This window comes from Fischerella sp. JS2 (assembly GCF_032393985.1).
Classification (GTDB): Bacteria; Cyanobacteriota; Cyanobacteriia; order Cyanobacteriales; family Nostocaceae; genus Fischerella.
In genome coordinates this window covers 5,877,445-5,898,416 of record NZ_CP135918.1, presented here as the reverse complement: position 1 = coordinate 5,898,416, position 20,972 = coordinate 5,877,445, and the positions used below count along the sequence as shown (strand labels likewise).

General features: G+C 41.8%; 13 protein-coding genes and 1 pseudogene. 10 read left to right on the top strand and 4 right to left on the bottom strand.

Translation table 11 applies throughout. From position 1 onward, the window contains the following. Positions 1-7: 7 nt before the first annotated feature. Together RS893_RS25320 and RS893_RS25315 are read right to left on the bottom strand one after the other, a co-directional pair. Positions 8-1,453, bottom strand: coding sequence for a serine/threonine-protein kinase (locus RS893_RS25320; RefSeq protein ID WP_315788394.1), 1,446 nt, complete (start codon positions 1,451-1,453; stop codon positions 8-10). 111 nt (positions 1,454-1,564) lie between these two features. After that, entirely contained in the window at positions 1,565-2,584 is a 1,020-nt protein-coding gene (locus RS893_RS25315; protein ID WP_315788393.1) for a LysR family transcriptional regulator, read from the bottom strand. Between the two features lie 212 nt (positions 2,585-2,796). Here RS893_RS25315 and RS893_RS25310 point away from each other — a divergent pair, with 212 nt between their 5' ends. From RS893_RS25310 to RS893_RS25270, 9 genes and pseudogenes are all read left to right on the top strand, one after another. Next, positions 2,797-3,513: an NnrU family protein gene (locus tag RS893_RS25310; protein ID WP_315788392.1), complete on the top strand. Its 717-nt coding sequence runs from the start codon at positions 2,797-2,799 to the stop codon at positions 3,511-3,513. A 632-nt stretch (positions 3,514-4,145) separates the two neighbouring features. Further along, positions 4,146-4,532 (top strand): thioredoxin family protein, encoded by a 387-nt coding sequence (locus RS893_RS25305; protein WP_315788391.1) that lies wholly within the window; start codon positions 4,146-4,148, stop codon positions 4,530-4,532. Positions 4,533-5,033: 501 nt separating this feature from the next. After that, positions 5,034-7,130 (top strand): NAD(P)H-quinone oxidoreductase subunit 5, encoded by a 2,097-nt coding sequence (locus RS893_RS25300; RefSeq protein ID WP_315788390.1) that lies wholly within the window; start codon positions 5,034-5,036, stop codon positions 7,128-7,130. Between the two features lie 251 nt (positions 7,131-7,381). Beyond that, positions 7,382-8,950: a photosynthetic/respiratory NAD(P)H-quinone oxidoreductase subunit D1 gene (gene ndhD1, locus RS893_RS25295; RefSeq protein ID WP_315788389.1), complete on the top strand. Its 1,569-nt coding sequence runs from the start codon at positions 7,382-7,384 to the stop codon at positions 8,948-8,950. Between the two features lie 550 nt (positions 8,951-9,500). Beyond that, positions 9,501-10,189 (top strand): annotated as a pseudogene (locus RS893_RS25290) (Uma2 family endonuclease). Positions 10,190-10,728: 539 nt separating this feature from the next. Beyond that, positions 10,729-11,775 (top strand): permease, encoded by a 1,047-nt coding sequence (locus RS893_RS25285; protein WP_315788388.1) that lies wholly within the window; start codon positions 10,729-10,731, stop codon positions 11,773-11,775. Between the two features lie 52 nt (positions 11,776-11,827). Continuing rightward, positions 11,828-12,601, top strand: coding sequence for a TIGR03943 family putative permease subunit (locus RS893_RS25280; RefSeq protein WP_315788387.1), 774 nt, complete (start codon positions 11,828-11,830; stop codon positions 12,599-12,601). Between the two features lie 59 nt (positions 12,602-12,660). Further along, entirely contained in the window at positions 12,661-14,214 is a 1,554-nt protein-coding gene (locus RS893_RS25275; RefSeq protein ID WP_315788386.1) for a hypothetical protein, read from the top strand. A gap of 284 nt (positions 14,215-14,498) precedes the next feature. Continuing rightward, positions 14,499-16,028, top strand: coding sequence for a hypothetical protein (locus tag RS893_RS25270; RefSeq protein ID WP_315788385.1), 1,530 nt, complete (start codon positions 14,499-14,501; stop codon positions 16,026-16,028). Between the two features lie 139 nt (positions 16,029-16,167). On the opposite strand, the gene RS893_RS25265 is transcribed toward RS893_RS25270, so the two are convergent. Beyond that, positions 16,168-18,315, bottom strand: a complete 2,148-nt coding sequence (locus RS893_RS25265) for a flavin-dependent dehydrogenase (RefSeq protein ID WP_315788384.1) — start codon at positions 18,313-18,315, stop codon at positions 16,168-16,170. Between the two features lie 162 nt (positions 18,316-18,477). Between RS893_RS25265 and RS893_RS25260 the strand changes: the two genes are divergently transcribed. Further along, complete coding sequence (locus tag RS893_RS25260) at positions 18,478-18,711, top strand: hypothetical protein (RefSeq protein ID WP_009455806.1); 234 nt, start codon at positions 18,478-18,480, stop codon at positions 18,709-18,711. A gap of 450 nt (positions 18,712-19,161) precedes the next feature. On the opposite strand, the gene cimA is transcribed toward RS893_RS25260, so the two are convergent. Further along, positions 19,162-20,778 (bottom strand): citramalate synthase, encoded by a 1,617-nt coding sequence (gene cimA / locus RS893_RS25255; RefSeq protein ID WP_315788383.1) that lies wholly within the window; start codon positions 20,776-20,778, stop codon positions 19,162-19,164. Positions 20,779-20,972 lie beyond the last annotated feature (194 nt).

Below are 20,972 nucleotides of genomic sequence, written 5' to 3'. Positions count from 1 at the left end.
TGTATAGTTAATTGGAAAAAAATAGAGTTAATAATTTATAAATCAGACGGAATAAAGCTGTAACAGCGATCGCGACTAAAGCCGCAGCAACAGATAAAATAATTACTTGCTTAATACTTAAACCAGCCCGTAACACAGGGAAAAAAAATATCACTCCCCATGTGACTCCTGCTAGGACTAACATCTCGGTTTTTTCAATCCAGCGTTGCTTTTGCCCAAAAATTAATATTGCCAGGATCACAGCACAAGCAAGCAAAGTAATATTTAGAGAACGAAGCACACCATACACAGCGATCGCCATCAATCCGCCTTCAAAACCACTGAATCCAGCCGCCATCAATAACTCTAAAGTAGACAATGGTGCAACACGTGATGTTAACGATAATCGCCTTTGCTGTGCAGGTTGAGTGGGCATAGGCTGTGGTTGCGACTTGATTGACGACGGTAATTGGGTAGGTTGGCGGGGATTAATTTGTGTTGATATTATAGGCTGAACAGTTAAGTTGAGAGCGTCTAAGACTTCTTGTGCTGACTGAAAGCGTTGATTAGCAGCAGGTAAAAGCATTCTATCGAGAGTATTAGCCACTACAGGACTGACAGAAACACGCTTGTGCCATTTCCATTGATTACTATAAACATCAAATAGCTTGGTTACATCCTTTTCACCCGTTAATAGCATCACCGCTGTCACAGCCAACGCATATAAGTCTGTGGATGGAAAGACTGGTCCACCAGACATTTGTTCAGGTGGTGCAAAACCCAGAGAAAAAATGCCAGTTGAAGAACTTACTCCTCCAGGGGGTGCGTTTGCTACCTGCTTAACAGCGCCAAAATCTAATAGGTAAAGCTTACCGTTACGATGACGCATAATGTTAGAGGGTTTAATATCTCTGTGAATGATGCCTTTGTTATGGACAAACTGCAAGATTTTGAGAACATTTTGCAGCAAATTTAATACTTCTTGTTCAGAGAATTGACCTTTGTGATTTAATTCTTCTTCTAGGTTCTGTCCATCTATATGTTCTTGAACAAGATAAAAAAATTGTTCTTGTTGTCCTGGTTGAGAAAAGCTAGAAACTATGACTGGGAAATAAGCGAATAAATCAGGAATTTGGTCATGTTGAGAGCCTATTTCTTCTAAGACAATGGCTTCTCTCTCAAATAAATCTTGTGCTAATTTTAGTTGAGTTGCACTGAGATTACCTGCTGGTTGGAATTGCTTAACCACACACTGGCGCATTCCTGGAGTATAGCGATCGCAGGCTAAAAACGCTGCTCCAAAACCGCCTCGTCCCAGTAATTTTGTCGGCAAGTAGCGCCCAACCAGAATTAGAGGCATTCCACAAGCTGTACAGTATTTTTGCTGCACGGTTCTTAAAATGGAATGGTCATCTAAATCTGAAAAGTAGTTGCGTGGTCGAGGACAACCGGGACGAGTGCAATAAATTTCCATTTTTGTCAATAGTCAATGGTCAATAGTCATTGGTCACTGGTCATCAGTCATTAGCTTCTTCACAAATGACAAATGACAAAGGACAAATGACTAATGACAGATGACTAAATCTTAACTTTCATCTGAGTGGGATGTATCTAATTCCAATGTGGTATTGATAGCTAAGCTCCGATGATTTTGTGAAGATTTTAACACATCGATATTCCATCCAGGCGCAGCAAACTGGGGTAGAATTTCCCGGCTGAAAGCTTCTGCAGCCTTGGATCTATAGCGATTAGGATTAAAAATCAGCCACAGTGTCCGCTTGACGACAACACCCTCAATGGGGGCGCAATGTAACACGTCCATTTGCAATTCTTTGGCAATGGCGGAAGTAGAAACAAAAGCAGCTCCCAAACCAGATTGCACAGCATTTTTGATTGCTTCAATCGAATTGAGTTCCATTTCTACTTTTAAACGCCGTGTATCAATATCATGACGTGCTAACACTTGGTCTATGACCTTACGGATTGTTGATTGAGAATCAAGGGCAATGAATTGTAATTTATATAGGTCTTCTTTTTGGATGGTTTCCAGTTTGCTAAAAGGATGTAACACAGGTAAAATCAGCGCCAATTCATCCTCTGAGTAAGGAATAATTTCTAAAGATTCCGCCAATTCCGCAGGAATTTCACCACCAATAATTGCCAAATCAACTTGTCCGTTCACTACACTCCAAGCAGTGCGGCGGGTAGAGTGGACATGTAATTGCACTGCCACATCAGGATATTTTTGTCGGAATAACCCAATCATCCGGGGCAAAAGATAAGTGCCGGTGGTTTGAGAAGCACCAACAATTAATGTACCGCCTTGGAGATTTTGTAAATCCTCAATAGCGCGACAGGTTTCCTGACACAGACTGAGGATTTTTTCTCCGTAATTGAGGAGTAAATGTCCTGCTTCGGTTAATTGAGCACGACGTCCTCCACGGTCAAATAAGGGAACATCTAATTGCCGTTCTAAGTTTTGCACTTGCAAACTTACGGCAGGTTGGGAAACATAGAGACTATCAGCGGCGCGCTTGAAGCTCCCTTCTTGTGCGATCGCTTTCAGAATCCGTAACTGATCTAGTGTGAATGGAAGGTCAGACATAAGGCTCAACCCACAGACAAGAAAGGAGCAGCATTAGTAAAAAACCAGCGAATCATAGTATTCTGGCTGGACATAATTTGTTGCATATTAAAATCGGAGGCTTTATCCGAAAAAGACATTAACACAACATCTTGACTTAAGTCCCCCTTTGAATACTTTGTGGTATTGATTGTACTGAATTAAGTTTTCTTTAAATTACTTCACCTGTGTATATGATGCTGCCACCGTGGTTGACCCCCAGTCATTTTATAATGTTGGGATTACAATTTGGTTTTGCAATTGCTCATAGCGGCGGAGCCGCCTTGCGACCTTGGGCAGAAAAATATATTGGCCCACGAGTTTACCGGATTATCTTTGCCTTAGTTAGTTTACCTTTGGCAGTAATTTTGATTATTTACTTTTTTAACCATCGTTATGATGGTTTACAGCTTTGGCAAGTCCAAAGTTTACCTTGGGTAAAACCATTTGTTTGGGTACTGTCAGCAATTTCTTTTTTATTTTTGTATCCTGCTACTTTCAATCTACTAGAAGTTGCTGCCATTCAAAAGCCCCAAGTCCACCTCTATGAAACAGGAATTATTCGTATTACTCGTCATCCGCAAATGGTTGGACAGATAATTTGGTGTATTGCTCATACTCTGTGGTTGGGTACAACTTTTACTTTAGTTACTTCTTTGGGTTTGATTTTACATCACGCCTTTGGGGTCTGGCATGGCGATCGCCGTCTTAGTTGGCGCTATGGCGAGGCTTTTATGGCAGTGAAACAGCGCACGAGCATTATTCCCTTTGCAGCCATTTTAGATGGACGTCAATCTCTACGGTGGCAGGAATTCCTTCGTCCTGCTTATATTGGAGTTGCTATATTTGTGCTGCTATTGTGGTGGTCGCATCCACTTTTATTGGTGGCGACTAGTAGGGTAAGATGGTAGTCTGAACTCAAACCCTATTTACAACAGCACAAGATAGACAACCGATGAGGATTTAGGCTCATCTGTTACTACCAAATCAATGTAGGATGAATGAAAATAGCTGTTCAGTGGAGGGGGTGGGTTAAATCAATTTGAGATTTTGTCCTTGTTGTTGCTGGTCAATAATCATCATTGAAAGTAAGTGATATCGAGCAGAGCCAGTGCGTTAGAGGTTTCCCTACGGACAGGTCGCAAAAGCGGGAAAACCCCCTACGCGTACTCTTATCCTTACGGAAATGCCCTACTGTGTAAGAGAAGCAGGAGTGGTGAACCCCCAAACTAGCACTGTTCATGGTATACTATTATCTTCCCCAAGCCCACTACCGTGGGAATCCCAAAGCAAAGCGTTGTAGCTTTTGGTCTACTAACTTTCCCTCCCCAGCAGAGGACGCGTTGGAGTTCAAGACCCTCAAATGCCACTGTGAATGCTACATTAGCTTATTTGCCAGTAGCAAACTCACCAAAATCAAGGCTGGAAAGATTGCATACCTTCTGTTATGCCTACCAGGGCATCTATCGGCAGTTACTAAGCTTACGCTACCCTTGTGCTGATAGCAAGTTAGATATAAAAACCCTATAGTATTAGAGGCATCATGGTGTTGTCGGTTAGTGAGCGGACATTTACTCAAGAAGTTTTAGAATCCCCTATTCCTGTTTTAGTAAATTTTGAAGCTCCTTGGTGTGGTTTGTGCCGCATCATACACCCATTACTGTTGCAATTCAAAGCCCAATGCAACGAGAAAATCAAATTAGTTGATATAAACGCCGACGACAATTTTAAATTGTCAACCAAATATCGGCTTAAGTCACTACCAACTTTACTTTTGATCGAAAACGGTATTGTCAGACGACGTTTGGAAGGTTTTCGCGGTCGCGAAGATTTGCTGCAAGCATTAGAAGAAATCAAACTCAGCTATGACAAGTCTTCTCATCCTTACAATACCCCCACAACGGCAGATTTAGGATGCCGTTCAGCATAATGGTCATTCGTCATTAGTCATTGGAGAAAGGGTGATTAGAAAAAAGCTCATTAGTAATTGACCAATAGTCATTGGTCGAATGAAAAATGACCAATGACAAAGGACAAATGACCAATGACAAATGACAAAATCTAAAACCATATTTAAATTACCCCACCTAATCAGTATCAGGTGGGGTATTTTATCCTAAAGGGTGTGTGTCACAATTATTAACAGATCCGACAAGTTAGTCAACTAAAGGTTGAAGTTATGTAGACGTCCATTAGGGCGGCTTTCCGCAGGATAGGTTGAAGTATGAAAAAATGTTTGGTTGCTTGCTTATGTAGAGACTTGTACTGTTCCCAAAAGACCAGACTTAGCCATAATAACATAAGGCGTGAAAGTTCCTCTTTGTTGGCACTCTCAACAGCCATTTGCAACTAGTGCATTCTTTCATCCTTTATCCTTGAGCTTTTAGCCTTCATCCTTTCTCATGAAGAATTCTATAAGTAGGCGTCAGTGATGGAAGTAATCTATCAATATGCCTGGCTAATTCCGGTATTGCCCCTCGTCGGGGCAACGCTGGTAGGGCTGGGATTAATCTCTTTGAATCAGGTAACGAACCGCCTACGACAGCTGAATGCCGCGTTGATTATTTCCTTGATGGGAGCGGCTATGGGGCTGTCGTTTGCCATATTGTGGAGCCAACTGCAAGGACACGCACCTTACACTCGCACCCTAGAATGGGCAGCGGCTGGCAATTTTCACTTGAGCATGGGCTACACAATTGATCACTTGACAGCTTTAATGCTAGTGATTGTGACGACGGTAGCCTTCCTGGTCATGGTTTACACTGATGGCTACATGGCTCACGACCCTGGCTATGTCAGGTTTTATGCCTATCTCAGCTTATTTGGCTCGTCAATGTTGGGTCTGGTAGTCAGCCCGAACTTGGTGCAGATTTATATCTTCTGGGAGCTGGTAGGAATGTGTTCCTACTTGCTGGTCGGCTTCTGGTACGATCGCAAATCCGCAGCAGACGCAGCCCAAAAAGCCTTTGTTACTAATCGTGTTGGTGACTTTGGTTTGTTATTGGGAATTCTGGGGCTATTCTGGGCAACAGGCAGCTTTGATTTTCAGATCATGGGCGATCGCCTTGGTGAACTCGTCCACACGGGTTCTCTCAGCAATATACTGGCAGCCCTGTTTGCAATTTTAGTCTTCTTGGGTCCCGTAGCCAAATCCGCCCAGTTTCCCCTGCATGTCTGGCTACCAGATGCGATGGAAGGCCCCACACCCATTTCTGCCTTAATCCATGCAGCAACAATGGTGGCAGCAGGCGTTTTCCTAATTGCCCGGATGTACCCCGTATTTGAACACGTCCCGGCGGCAATGAATACAATCGCCTATACTGGGGCATTCACTGCCTTTTTAGGGGCAACCATTGCGATTACCCAAAACGACATCAAAAAGGGCTTGGCTTATTCCACCATTTCCCAACTCGGTTACATGGTGATGGCTATGGGAGTGGGCGCATACAGTGCTGGTCTTTTCCACCTGATGACCCACGCCTACTTTAAAGCGATGCTGTTTTTAGGTTCTGGTTCGGTAATTCACGGCATGGAAGCAGTTGTCGGTCACGACCCCGACTTAGCACAGGATATGCGCTTAATGGGTGGACTGCGGAAATATATGCCGATTACAGCCATTACCTTTTTCATTGGTTGTGTAGCAATTTCCGGTATCCCACCCTTTGCTGGTTTCTGGTCAAAAGACGAAATCCTCAGTGCGGCGTTTGCATCTAATCCCCTGCTGTGGGGTGTTGGCTGGCTAACAGCTGGAATTACCGCCTTTTATATGTTCCGGATGTATTTCACCACCTTTGAAGGTAACTTCCGGGGCAACAAAACCCAGTTGTGGAAAAAACTCAAGTCTCCCATTGGTATGGCCATTGTGACGGGCTTTGAAAGAACTCCAGCTTTTGGCCCTGGTGCAATGACCAAAGGAGAACTAGAAGCCCACGCCGGACAGCACAACGACCACAGTCATAGTCACGGCCACAGTGAGTATCCCCATGAGTCACCCTGGACAATGACGCTACCTTTGGTGTTATTGGCAGTTCCTTCGATGCTAATTGGTTTGGTGGGGACACCCTTTGCTAACTACTTTGAGGAGTTTATTTACTCTCCTAATGAAACCCTCGAAGAAGTTTTGGTAAAAGCAGCTGAATTTAATCCGCAGGAATTTTACATTATGGCGGGTGGTTCGGTAGGAATTTCCCTTATGGGCATTACTGTTGCTTCCTTGATGTACTTGTGGGGTAAAATCAATCCGGTGGCGATCGCTGCCAAAATTAAGCCACTTTATGAGCTATCCCTCAACAAGTGGTATTTTGATGACATTTACCACCAAGTGTTTGTTCTTGGCTTGCGTCGCTTAGCTAGACAAGTCATGGAAGTTGACTTCCGCGTCGTTGATGGTGCTGTTAACCTCACAGGCTTTTTCACCCTAGTTAGTGGTGAAGGTTTGAAATACCTAGAAAACGGTCGTGCCCAGTTCTACGCTTTGATTGTGTTTGCTGCCGTACTGGGTTTGGTGATTGTCTTTGGTGTCACTTAAATTCAGTGAACAGTGAACAGTTATCAGTAAACAGCCTCATGTTGGCAAATTAGATCCACAACCATTGCCTGCAATGCAAACCAATAACTGATAACTGATAACTGAAATTTAGATGAAGGCAGGGCAATCGGTTCACCTGCCTTCATATTTTTTGATTTTTGTTAAATCAACCTAACAAATAACAACCAGATCATGAAAAAACTGCTAGTTAATAGCTAGTAGCAGATAGCCGAACCTTGAGAGCAACTTCAATGAATACAGCTAATTTTCCCTGGCTGACTACAATCATCCTGTTACCGATAGCAGCATCGCTGCTAATTCCCGTCTTGCCGGATAAAGATGGTAAAACGGTGCGTTGGTATGCCCTCATCGTTGGGCTGATAGATTTTGCACTAATTGTTACTGCTTTTTACCTTGGGTATGACTTCTCTAATCCCAATTTGCAATTATTTGAGAGTTACCCTTGGGTTCCACAACTGGATTTGAATTGGTCAGTAGGGGCGGATGGTTTGTCTATGCCCCTAATTATTTTGACTGGATTCATTACCACACTGGCGACTTTAGCGGCTTGGCCTGTGACACTGAAGCCGAGGCTATTTTACTTTTTAATCCTGGCGATGTACGGCGGACAGATTGCTGTGTTCGCTGTCCAGGATATGTTGTTGTTTTTCCTAGTGTGGGAACTGGAATTGATTCCAGTGTACTTGCTGTTAGCGATTTGGGGAGGTAAAAAACGTCAATACGCAGCCACCAAATTTATTTTGTACACTGCGGGGGGTTCACTATTTATTTTGGTAGCTGCCCTAGCAATGGCATTTTACGGCGATACAGTCACCTTTGATATGCGATCGCTCGCAGCGAAAAACTTCGCTTTGAATTTACAATTATGGCTGTATGCTGCTTTCTTGATTGCTTATGCTGTCAAGTTACCCATCTTTCCACTCCATACCTGGCTACCAGATGCCCACGGTGAAGCTACAGCCCCTGTGCATATGTTGCTGGCTGGCATTCTGTTAAAAATGGGTGGTTACGCCTTAATTCGTATGAATGCCCAGATGCTTCCTGATGCCCATGCTTATTTTGCGCCTGTATTGGTAATTTTGGGGGTAGTTAATATTATCTACGCTGCTTTGACATCCTTTGCCCAGCGTAATCTCAAGCGCAAAATTGCCTACTCTTCAATTTCTCACATGGGCTTTGTCACCATTGGTATTGCTTCCTTCACAGATTTGGGTTTGAATGGTGCAATGCTGCAAATGGTGTCCCACGGGTTGATTGGGGCGAGTTTATTCTTTTTAGTGGGAGCAACTTACGACCGCACACACACTCTGATGTTGGATGAGATGGGCGGTGTCGGTAAGAAAATGGGTAAGATTTTCGCTATGTGGACGACTTGTTCCTTGGCGTCTTTGGCATTACCAGGAATGAGTGGTTTTGTGGCAGAATTGATGGTCTTTGTGGGTTTTGCCACTAGCGATGCCTATAGTTCCACTTTCAAAATTATCGTAGTCTTCTTGATGGCAGTTGGCGTGATTTTAACGCCGATTTATCTGCTGTCTATGCTGCGGGAAATTTTCTATGGTCAAGAAAACCAAGAATTGGTGTCTCACCAAAAACTTATTGATGCCGAACCCCGTGAAATCTTTATTATCGCCTGTTTGTTAGTGCCAATTATTGGCATTGGTTTGTATCCCAAGATTTTGACTCAGGTTTACGATGCCACAACTGTACAGCTAACAGAAAGGTTGCGTGATGCAGTACCGACATTGGCACAGCAAATAACACCGGAAGTATCGTTAAGTGCGCCGGAAATTGAGTAAGGTAAAACAAATAAAATTTTTTACCTTTAGTGATAGTTAAAGGGGTGGGTTCGATGCCTGCCCTTTTTTATGTGCTAATTCACGAATAAAAACGATTTGGAAAATAATTTTAAACGCAAAGGCTCGCAAAGGTAAGCGCAGAGGAACGCAGAGTTTAAGGATGAACGTGCAGAAAACTTTCGTGCTTTATTTTCTGTTGGTGATAGTGCGATCGCATCTGGTAATAATGAGCAATTAGCCCTTGCTTTAAATTCAATCACAGAAATAGCTAAATCCAGCCCATTCAAAGACCTTGCCAATTTAACATCTGTTCGTGCTGCATTGAACGATCCAAATCACGAATGGACTTTTTGATTGTCTGCTGATTGGTACAGATGACTTTTACGATATTTATTTCTCAGTACGCGTAGTATTGCCCCACTTTATCTAGGTGTGGGTATTTTTTTGAAAGCCTACTTCATTCATCGACACTGTGCGATCGCTACTCATATCAAATCATTGAAATCCTTCTCTACAATCTATAGTAGAATCTTAATTCTGCAAATCTCCCATGTTAGAGTACAACCCCCTAAACTGCTTACCCTCTTCTGAGGAATTACCCGATTCTGACGACACACCTGTGGATAACGAACTACAAGATTTAGTTCCTAGCTTATTAAAAGCAATATTGGCTTTGCTGTGGTCAGATCGTTGGTTGGGGTTGATATGGGTATTTATTATGACCCTGACCAACCTGCTATTGTCCCTGATGGGTTTCTCAGCTTGGGAGTTCAGCGCTTCATTGATGAAGATTTGCGTTTAAGTTATGTGCTGTGGGAAGAGAAAAAACTACCCATTTTAGTGTTGGAAGTTGTTTCTCACAAGTATCGGGACGAGTACACTACTAAAAAAGAACTCTACGCAGAATTAGGGATTTCATACTATGTAGTATACAATCCCCGTCGTCGTAAGAAACCACCTCTAGAGGTGTATCGCTTAGAGAATGGTGAATATATTTTGCAGCCAGGAAATCCAGTTTGGCTAAGCGAAATTGGTTTAGGAATTGGCAGAGAACGGGGAACTTATCAAGGTATTACACGGGAGTGGTTGTACTGGTATGACGAGCAAGGCCAAAGATTGCTCACACCAGAAGAACGCATTCAAAAAGCAGAACAACGCCGCCTAGAAGCAGAACTACGGGCGCAAATACTAGCGGAACAGCTAAAAGCGTTGGGTATAGATCCAGAAAGTTTAACTTAAGATTTGCTAAGACTCTTAGTTACAGAAGCTTTTTTGTTTATTTATATCTACCTAAGTTAATTTGTTCCTTATTGGTCTTGCAATTTTAAAATTTTTATAGTAGAAAATCAAATCACATGTTGATATAAACATCCTCTTGTCTAAATAGTTAACATCTAAGGGCGACCCTCGTATGTGAAACAAACTATGAATACTTGATAAAAAAGCATAAAATACAGCATCATATTAAGCAAACTTAATGTAATTATAAAAAAATGTAATCAAAAATTGGGCTAGGAAGTAATTAAGTTCTAGAATTGGAACTATTTTTGTAGTTTAGCTATCTAGGAATAAGACTCATTACCTGTAGACAAACCAAATCGAAAAAATTATTCATCACCAGTAATGGTTTGCAAGCTTTCAAATCAAATTATACACACTAATTATGAATTGAAGGTTTGATGAATGCTTATATAGTCTTTATCTGTTTTTGATCCCCATTTCGTTAAAATGACTTGGCAGAACCTCATAACTAAAAACCGCTTTTGACAGCGACGCCCATGAATAAATTTAACAATGGTTTTACTCTATTTCTGAGTCTGCTAGTCGAGGCGATGCCTTTTTTGCTGTTGGGAGTATTATTCTCCAGCTTGCTGCTATTTTTTGTAGATGAGCGCAAATTGGTAGAAAAAATGCCCAAAAATCCCCTACTAGGGGCTTTAGTTGGTAGTATGATAGGGTTTTTGTTTCCGGTCTGTGAGTGTGGTAACGTGCCAGTAGCACGACGCTTATTGATGCAGGGAGTGCCTACCTCAGTAGCAATTGGTTTTTTGCTTGCAGCACCAACAATTAATCCAATTGTGATTTGGGCGACTTGGACAGCATTTCGCGATCAGCCAGAAATAGTAGTATTACGAGTAGTGTTTTCCCTATTAATCGCAACTATTATTGGCTTTGTCTTTAGTTTTCAAAAAGACCTGACTCCCATAGTTCAACCAGCGCTTGCTCGTTACTTGAAATTTAACCCACCTCCCACTGTACAAACAAAACGCCGTCCGAAATTTTCCCAAGCACAGCAGCAAGCAAGTATACCGACTTTACTACAGTCTGGAACGTTTTTGTTAGGAGCAGGGCAAACTACGCGCTTAGAAACTGCTGCGGAAGCCACAACTGCAAATTATACACAGAGTAAACCCCTGGGAGCTAAACTCCAATTAGTGTTAGAAAATACCGTGCAGGAACTGCGGGAATTGGGAGCAGTACTAGTGATTGGCAGTGCGATCGCAGCTGCTATTCAAGTTCTTGCTCCTCGCGAATTAATTCTTAGCTTAGGTTCAGGTCCCATTAGTTCAATTGCTGCCATGTTGGTATTGGCGGCAGTAGTGTCAATTTGTTCTACAGTTGATTCTTTTTTTGCTCTGTCTTTTGCCTCTGTTTTTACCAGTGGTTCCTTATTAGCATTTTTGGTATTTGGACCAATGGTTGACCTTAAAGGTGTGGGGTTGATGTTAACAATTTTTAAACCCAGAGCGATCTTTTACCTGTTTGGTTTAGCAGCACTATTAACTTTTTTGTTCACTCTGATCCTGAATTTGCACTTTATTTAAAAAACTTGCCTAAAGATCAATTGTGAATGCATAAACTTTTGACTCTGGAGCAATGACAACAATCCCGAATCGCAAATCTAAACTTAAAAACTTGTTACTTTCGTGGCTTGATATCCTAGCAATTACTGCTTGGGGTATTTTGTTATTAAAGTACTGGCTAACTAACAAACTGAATTTGTTAATTCATCCCAATTATTTTGGATTAGTAGTTACAGCCGGATTCGGCTTACTAATTATCAGTTTTTTCAAAATCAAACAAGCTTGGCAGCGACGTCGCTATGAAGTAACTGCCAACTTTCAACACATAAATTTATTTCCGCCTGGATGGGGTAGTGCATTGCTGTTAGTGGCAGCAGTGCTGGGATTTATCATTACACCACAAGTATTTGCCAGTGATAAAGCAGCGCAACGAGATTTCAGTGAATTATTGGGTTCCACACGCGTCAAACCACAAGCGTTCCGCGCTTCTATTGCTCCTGAACAGCGATCGCTCGTAGACTGGGTACGTATGCTTAACGTCTATCCAGAACCCGATAGATATCAAGGCAGTAAAGTCAAGGTACAGGGATTTGTCATTCACCCACCAGATCTAGGAAAAGAATATCTCTTTTTAGCACGATTTGTTCTGACTTGCTGTGCCGCTGATGCTTATCCGGTAGGATTACCAGTCAAATTAAAAGAAATTCGCGACCAGTATCCACCTGATACCTGGCTAGAAGTAGAGGGAGAAATGACCACAGAAACAATAGCAGACAAACGTCAGCTTACCATTGTTGCCAGTTCCCTGAAAAAAATTCCCCAACCCAAAAATCCCTATAGTTATTAGTTATTAGTTAATTGTCATTTGTGAGTGACTAATGACTAATGACCAATGACTAATGACTAATGACCATGAAAAAAACATATTTCCAACCCTTAGATCGCGTTGCGATCGCATTAATGTTACTGCTGATTTTGGTAATTGGGCTAATCATATCCCAAGGTGATGTAGTCAGAGTTCGTGTCCGTGAATTCACTTGGAAGCACTTACAAAGTGAAGAAAAAGATATATCTGTGACTAATTTCGCCACCCAAAACCAAAAAATTGGCTCAGAATACAAAGCCTTTATCCTCACCTTTAGCCGTCCTATGGATACGAAAAGCGTAGAGGAAAATTTGAAAATAGAGCCTCCCTTAGCAGGTACATTCAGTTGGGCGGGGCGACGCATGGGTTATAGCTTCATCACGCCCGCACCCTATGGAACAACTTATAAAGTGCAGTTAGAAGGGGCAAAAGACAAATTTGCCACCCAAGAAAAAACTAATAAAACTATACAACCATTTCAAACAACATTTAGCACGCGCGATCGCGTGATTCTTTATATCGGAGCTAGCGATGAAGACAAAGGAAGGTTAGTTCTTTACAACTTAACCCAAGAACAAAAAAATATACTTACCCCCAAAGATTTAATCGTTACCGACTTTAAGCCATTTCCAGATGGACAGAGAATATTATTTTCTGCTCGTCCGGCCGATAGTCAAGACTTACTATCAGCGCAGTTGTACACAGTTACAACCGGCTTTAGTGCGCCCCATCAAATCAAAACAGAACCAGCAGCTAAAGTAGACTTACTTTTAGACAATAAAGAGTATCAAAACTTGAAATTTGATATATCACCTGATGGACAAACGGTTGTTGTCCAAAGGGGGAAGAAAGACAACCCTGGTGACTTTGGGTTATGGTTTATGCCAGTTACCAATAACAGTTCTGAGCAAAAACCGACTCCTCAACGCTTGCAAAGTCAACCAGGGGGGGACTTTATGATTACACCGGATAGTAAAGCTGTAGCACTTGCCCAAGGTCAGGGAACAGCTATTCTACCTCTACAAAAAGATGGCACTAAACCGTTAGATTATTTCCCACAATTTGGATTGGTAGAAGCCTTCTCCGAGGATGGTTCCCAAGCAGCAATGGTTAAGTTTAATACAGACTATACACGAGATTTGTTTTTAGTCCCCACCCAGGGTAAGGAGAAAAAACTCTTATCCACCACAGGTTCAATAGTTAATTGTCAATTTGATACTGCCTCCCCCACACTCTATTGCTTGCTCACACAGCTACTACCAGGAGAATATTATCAAGAACAACCATATTTAATTGCAATTGATACCAAAACGGGAGAAAAGAAACCATTATTGGTGCTGCCTCCTGACCAACGAAACGTCCAAATGAGTTTATCTCCTGATGGCTTAGGTTTATTATTTGACCAGATTCAGACCCAGACAAACCCAACTACAACGCCAAGTTTACCTTTTTTGACAACTGATGATGGAGAGACAATTGCCACTAGCAGCCTGTGGTTAATGCCATTATTACCAATAGCCGATGACCAGTCCACCGCAGACCTGAAACCAGAACAACTGCCCTTAACAGGGTTTTATCCTCGTTGGTTGCCTTGATGGGGAGTATGAGAGGTATGAGGAGTGTGTAGACATGCAAGTGGCTTAAGGTAAGGGTGGAGTGTGAAGAGTGTGAGGGGTGTGAGGAGAAAAATTTTTGCTCGTTGATGTTTGGTAACCTTCCCATTCTTGGGCAGGGAAAAGTTATAACAAAATAATCACAAATGACTCTCCCTAGGGAGGTGACAAACTTGCCTGATGGAGTAGATTTTGATAATACAGCATTGATATTTAATGCTACCGCAGTCACCAATCAATAAGTTTAAGCTGGTGGGTGAAAAGTCATGAATGAAGCAGACACCCCAAATAATGGGGCTTTTATTGAACCCCTACATCCTGCTAATGCGTCGCAACCGCAACAAGCAAGTTGTCCTTTCTATTCTGTTTTGCCTGTTGAAAACAGAACAATTTCGCAATTGCCGTTGTTAGCACCAGCAGAGGATAAGCAGTGTCAGGAAGATGCATCTTGTCAAGAGTCAATGACCGAAACGAACAAACCAGTAGAGGTAATTAGTAATTCTCAATGCGTATTAGAGTTGAATCAGCAGCAGCTAGAAGAGTTAAAACCTGAGCTAGATTGGGTTGCGGAGCCTGAAAAAGAAAAAGAAGCACTGATTGACTCTGAATTTAAACAACTGTTGGCATTAAATGAAGAATTGCATTCTGCCAACAATAATTTATATGAACAAGTAGAAGGTTTAAAAACAGCTCTGTCTGAGTCAGAAGCAGCTTTGCAATGGCAGAAAAAGCGTTCTGCTGTCGCAGAGGCTATGCTTAACCAACAAACTCAAGAACTGAGTGCTGCTCAAGAACAAATACAATCCCTATTTCAACAATTGGAAACTGCACTCCAAACAGTTCAAAATCAAGAAACTGCCATAGAGAACTATAAAGCACAGCTAGAAATCAACCAACAACGTCTTGCCTTGTTGGAGAGAGAATGTACCTTAATTCAAACTAAATATAACGAACAATCCCACCAGCTATTACAATCAGAAAATTCTTGTCGAGAATTGCGTACTCGCTTAATGCGGCAACAACGCCAGACATTACAATTTAAAGCAGCTCTAGAAAAATGTCTGGAAACACCACCAATTCCTAGTTCTGATTCTACAGATACTCATGCTTATGTTAACGATGTAGACAACAGACAAGTTAGAAATTATGGGCGGACTCATTCTTTAGTTCCTAACCAGCAACCAATTCAACCTTGGTCAGCAGAACTAGATGCTTCTGGTGAAGATACAGGTAGTTTCTGGGTAGAATCTTCTTCATCAACCCCGCCTACATGGGATAACCTTACCTCCGCTAAATTATCTACTGCTGACACTCCATCTCTAGAAAGCATATCAACATCAGAGCAATCAACTACCAAGCCAGAAATTGATGATGCAACTGAACCAGAAACAGTTTCATCTTCAGATTCCTTTAGTTTGGATGAGCAAGTCGAAAACTTAATTCAGTTGTTTTTTGCAGCTCAAACTACATCTGCATCACCAGCCTCTGTTGCAAAAAATACAGAAGATATGGAAGATGCAAAAAGTGATAATGAAGTTGTGACACCCATTTGGGAAACGGTTGCTACCCCCGTTGAGGATACAAAAGAACCAATTATTGTCATTTCACCTAGTGCTGATACAGATTCTGAGGAAAATGAGGATTTCTGGTTAGACGTGTCACCATTACCCCTCTCATTGTCAGAGTCTACAGAGTCTTCCAAATCGCCCTCACCACTGCTTTATCCCGAGCGACCACCTAAAGGAAGAAAGTCTTTAGCATCTGTAGAATTGCCGAATTTTCGACCTAATACTTAGTGAAGAAGGCAGCTATGCTGAAGGATGAAGGATGAAAGATAAAAGGCTGATATTTAAAAATAGTCATTTATACTTCACACTTCACCCTTCATACTTTACACTTCATCTTCACTTCACCTTTCCCCTTTCTCCTTCTTGACTATGGACTCTTGACAATTGACTCTTGACTATGGACTCTTGAGTCTTGAGTATGAACTTTTTTAATTTCTGGTTTTCCTTTACCTGTGGTCAAGGCATAACTAATTGCTAATAAGTGCAACCACAATGCTGGAGAGCGATTTTCCAACCACTGATTACGGTGCAGAAAATTCGGTAACCATCCACTTAGTAAAGCACTAATGAGGCTATGACGAATAAAGTCAAAATAGTTGCCTAACCAACGTAATAAATCTTTAGCACCAGCTAGTTCCCAAATCCACAGTAGCAATGCTGGGTTTTTCTTGGCTGCTTTTAGGGCTAAGCGATTAAAAGTAAGCAGATTAAATCTATCTTTGATAAAATCATCTGCTACTTCTGGAGGTTCATCTGCCAACAAACCAAAGAAGTTATTCAGCATGGTGTTTATGCGTTCTGGTGGTAAAAATTTACCAGTAGGAACCATCATACCTTTGGAGAACATCCAAGTCACAGCAATATTATTTTGAAAGGCACGAATTCGGTTCAAGTGTCGAGAAGAAAGTAAGTCGTGTTTGAGGGCAATATCTAAAAGAGTAGTGAGGCGTTCTAGGTTCCGAACTAAGGAACCAAATCCTGTGAAAACCAAGGGTGACTGGAGGGATGCAGCATCACCAATGGCAATCAAGCGATCAAATGCTACTGTGCGATCGCTACTTCCCACACTAAAATGCCCTGGTATATACCCAAAAGTTGGCTTTTTCCAGACTAGTTTGTCCATGTGACAGCGCCGATACTCTGGCAGTATTGTGAAAAAGTCCTCATACATTTCCAGCAAAGAACCGGGATTTCGAGAATTGACTTCGTGGTAATGAAATAAATAAATTGTTAGTTCTTCGTCTGCACCAGGAAATAATTCCCAAATCAACTGTCTCCCCCGCGAAATATCGCCGTGACTATTTAGCACATCCCCGTACTGAGAATCCCAGACTCCTGGCTCAAATCCCCGTTCTATTACTGCTCCTACCGTTGGACAAACACTGTCAAAAGCACGACCACCATTTAACTGCCAAGCGATCGGTGATGCTGTTCCCATCGCATCTAATAGCACTCGTCCCCTTGCTTGCTTGTCTATTTGATTACTTAAGTCTTTAACTGTAACAACAACTCCGGATGTGTAAATATCAGCTTTTATAAACTCTGTTTCATCCCAGATTTCACCACCTGCCAACCGCAGCTTTTGTCCGCATAGTTGGAGCAATTTCTCGGAATCTAACCCCAAATTTAGGACTGTGGGAGTGTGCAAAACAGGTGCTTTTAATTGTTTAGGAACATAAGCATCAAAAAATTTATTAAATCCATCTTTATACTCACGGGCAATAATAGATTCAACTTCGCTGGGTGTCAGCAAACCTAAATCAATCAAGCTTTGAATTTCATCACGAGAAATATTCCATTCTCGATTCATGCGCCCAAAAGGTAACCGTTCCACTAACAGCACTTTGTAGCCTAATTTTGCCATCACAGCTGCGTGAATCACACCAAGCGCACCACCGATGTAGATGAGGTCGTATTGGGGATTGGGGATCGGGAATCGGGGATCGGGAAAAGACAAGGGAGAAATATTACTTCCTTGTCCCCCTTGTCCCCATTCCCCCCGATGAGAAAACAGCACTTGACGCGGTTTCTGGGGATTGCGCACTCCCTGACGCCAGCGTTGCTCCCACCAGTACACCCGCTTAAGGTCATATTCGCCGTTAGGCATTTTTTGAAAATATTTAACGGTGAGGGGATAATAGGGAGCTAATGCTTCAAAAATTGATTGCTGGGATAAATCAATTGTTGGTGGTTCTGGGTATTGATGGGGAAAGCGGCTTCTAATCTCAGTTGTCAGCCTTTTGAGAATTTGTTTTTCCTGAGGAAAAACTTGCTCTGACCAGCGGAACACTTTCAAGTAAGTAGTCCGTTGTACCGACCAAACAAAGATAGAGAGTTCAAGGGGCAAGTTTTCCGGAATATTTCTGCTATCATCTGTATTTTCAATCATTCTTAGGTGAAAACCATCCGGTGTCAGCACTTTTTCCCCATTTCCTGGTTCAAACTCAGTTTGTAACCATTTACATACTACTGCTGTGTCTGGAGTGGGGATTTCTATGTAAAGTATCTCTTTCATTCGTTTTTTAAATCTCCAATCAATGATATGCATTAAGACAGATTCAAAACTGGGGTTATTTACGGTAAAATCCGCCCTATCTTGTTGAATAAAAATTCAATAAAGAAATTTTAAAAGTTTGTCAAAGTTTTTGTTCATTCTCTGTTTCATTAAACTTACGCCATGAATTATCCCATTCCAGACAACCCTCAAGAAATCATTGCCCTAAGGCAAAAGCCAGTTGATGAAGAAATAGTTGCTGCTGCGATCGCTGGTGTAATCAAAGTTGTTCGCGCTCAAGGTCAATCTCTGGAAGAATTAACAGCTCAATTGCTAGCTGAAGACACTCTACTAGATAAACAGCAGCGACGTTGGCTTAGTCAAGTAGTTGCCCAAGCCTGGGAAAGTTTCTCTTAGATTTTGCTGGTAGTTCTTGGTTAGTAGTTGTTTAGAATAATCAACAAACAACAAACAACAAATTCATTGCCAATCATTTTGTGTGGTGTGGGAGTATAAATTGTATGATCTGAGATTGGCAATTGGCAGGTTAAAAGTAATAAGCAACTCAAAAGCAAGAAATAGACTTGTGATTAACAAGTTACTAACTTTCAAGGTTATATCTTGATTTAATTTTTGACGCGGATAAATTGAGGATTACGCTTCAATGATTCCTCAAAAGTGAGTTGAACCGCAATTCTAACTAAATAGCTAGTTACAAAAATTTTGCGGGAAGCCGATTAATATGGTTCGGATAAGCTTGTTTATCTCTGTTGTGGTCTGGGAAAAGGGTAAGAGAAAAGGGAGAAAGGTTTGAATTTATCCTTTTCCCTTTCTCCCTTAACCGAACCGTATTAGTCCAATTACCTATTACCCATTACCTACTACAGCCGCTTCTGCTTGGGAGTGTAGCAATAAGCCATATTCTAATCCTTCTACTACTGCTTGATAGGAAGCCTCCAAAATATTTGTGGAAACTCCTACCGTTGTCCAACGTTGATGACCACTCCCCGACTCTACCATGACACGCGTTTTGGCTGCTGTACCTGTATGTCCGTTGAGAATCCGTACTTTGTAGTCTGTCAACTCAAAAGCTGCTATGTGGGGATAAAAATTCACTAAAGCTTTACGTAATGCTGCATCCAAAGCTGCAACAGGGCCGTTTCCTTCTGCTGCTTCCAAAATATCTTTACCATTGACGGCTACCTTAACTGTGGCTAAGGCGCTAGTATTATTTTCTCCCTGTCCTAAGTCACAGTGGACTTGGAAACCCCTGATTTCAAAAAATTGTTGGCGACTTCCTAAAGCTTGGCGCATCAACAATTCAAAACTTGCCTCTGCTGCTTCAAATTGGTATCCATCACTTTCCAAATCTTTCAACCGTTCGAGAATTTTGCGGGTTGTGGGGTTATATTTATCTAATTCAATCCCAAATGAGCGGGCTTTTGCTAGAACATTACTGACTCCTGATTGTTCGGAAATGACGATTCGACGGCGGTTGCCAATTTGTTCTGGTTGAATGTGTTCGTAAGTTAGGGGATTACGTTCTACTGCTGATACATGAATCCCGCCTTTGTGAGCAAATGCTGACCTGCCTACAAATGGTGCATGTTCGTCGGGAGCAAGATTAACTACTTCGCTGACGAAGCGGCTAGTTTCTGTTAATTGGAATAGTTGGTTATCTTCTATACATTTAAATCCTAGCTTCAGTTGTAAATTAGGAATTAACGAACAGAGATTAGCATTACCACAACGTTCGCCGTAACCATTGATTGTGCCTTGTACCATCCTGACACCTGTCATAACAGCAGCGAGGGCGTTGGCAACTGCTGTATCTGAATCGTTATGAGTGTGAATACCTAATTTGACATCAGTAGGAATAACTTTAACTATTTCAGTAACAATTTGCGTAATTTCATGAGGTAAAGTACCGCCATTGGTATCACAAAAGACTAACCATTCAGCACCAGCAGCGATCGCAGTCTCTAATGTTTGTAAAGCATAATCTCGATTGCGCTTATAGCCATCAAACCAGTGTTCAGCATCGTAGATAACGCGACGCCCTTGAGCGCGTAAGTACTCAATCGTATCGCGGATCATTGCCAAATTTTCAGTCAAAGTAGTCTTGAGTCCTTCAGTTACATGCAAATCCCAAGACTTACCAAAAATAGTCACCCAACGGGTGCTAGCAGCAAGAATAGCTTGTAGTATTGGCTCACAAGCCACATTTGTATTTGGGCGTCGAGTTGAACAAAAAGCTACAACTTCAGCTTGTTTGAGGGGTTCTTCCTGCAACTGCCAGAAAAACTGCACATCTTTGGGATTGGCTCCAGGCCAACCTCCTTCAATAAAGGGAATACCCAGTTGATCTAGCCTTCTGGCAATGCGTAACTTATCTTCTATGGAAACAGATAACCCTTCGCGCTGAGTACCATCCCTAAGTGTAGTGTCATATATCCAAAGTTGAGGTGAACAGTTAACAGTCATAAGATGAGCAATTGTTCAGAACTATGAGAATAAAAAAAGATCTGTCAGGATATAAAATTGTAATGGGAGTCAAGAGTTTATACTCTTGGTTATCCTTGAAGTTCATAACAACTACATTTCAAGGTGGTTTGTGACAACAGTAGACTGATGAAAATCTGCTGACAGATGGTGAGTTTATACCATTATTCAAATTC

Bases quoted from the DNA above. Each gene is read 5' to 3' on its own strand.
- RS893_RS25280 (WP_315788387.1), top strand. From the start codon at position 11,828: ATGACAACAATCCCGAATCGCAAATCTAAACTTAAAAACTTGTTACTT.
- RS893_RS25300 (WP_315788390.1), top strand. From the start codon at position 5,034: ATGGAAGTAATCTATCAATATGCCTGGCTAATTCCGGTATTGCCCCTC.
- RS893_RS25275 (WP_315788386.1), top strand. From the start codon at position 12,661: ATGACCATGAAAAAAACATATTTCCAACCCTTAGATCGCGTTGCGATC.
- cimA (WP_315788383.1), bottom strand. From the start codon at position 20,778: ATGACTGTTAACTGTTCACCTCAACTTTGGATATATGACACTACACTT.
- RS893_RS25315 (WP_315788393.1), bottom strand. From the start codon at position 2,584: ATGTCTGACCTTCCATTCACACTAGATCAGTTACGGATTCTGAAAGCG.
- RS893_RS25260 (WP_009455806.1), top strand. From the start codon at position 18,478: ATGAATTATCCCATTCCAGACAACCCTCAAGAAATCATTGCCCTAAGG.
- RS893_RS25285 (WP_315788388.1), top strand. From the start codon at position 10,729: ATGAATAAATTTAACAATGGTTTTACTCTATTTCTGAGTCTGCTAGTC.
- ndhD1 (WP_315788389.1), top strand. From the start codon at position 7,382: ATGAATACAGCTAATTTTCCCTGGCTGACTACAATCATCCTGTTACCG.
- RS893_RS25320 (WP_315788394.1), bottom strand. From the start codon at position 1,453: ATGGAAATTTATTGCACTCGTCCCGGTTGTCCTCGACCACGCAACTAC.
- RS893_RS25310 (WP_315788392.1), top strand. From the start codon at position 2,797: ATGATGCTGCCACCGTGGTTGACCCCCAGTCATTTTATAATGTTGGGA.
- RS893_RS25270 (WP_315788385.1), top strand. From the start codon at position 14,499: ATGAATGAAGCAGACACCCCAAATAATGGGGCTTTTATTGAACCCCTA.
- RS893_RS25265 (WP_315788384.1), bottom strand. From the start codon at position 18,315: ATGAAAGAGATACTTTACATAGAAATCCCCACTCCAGACACAGCAGTA.
- RS893_RS25305 (WP_315788391.1), top strand. From the start codon at position 4,146: ATGGTGTTGTCGGTTAGTGAGCGGACATTTACTCAAGAAGTTTTAGAA.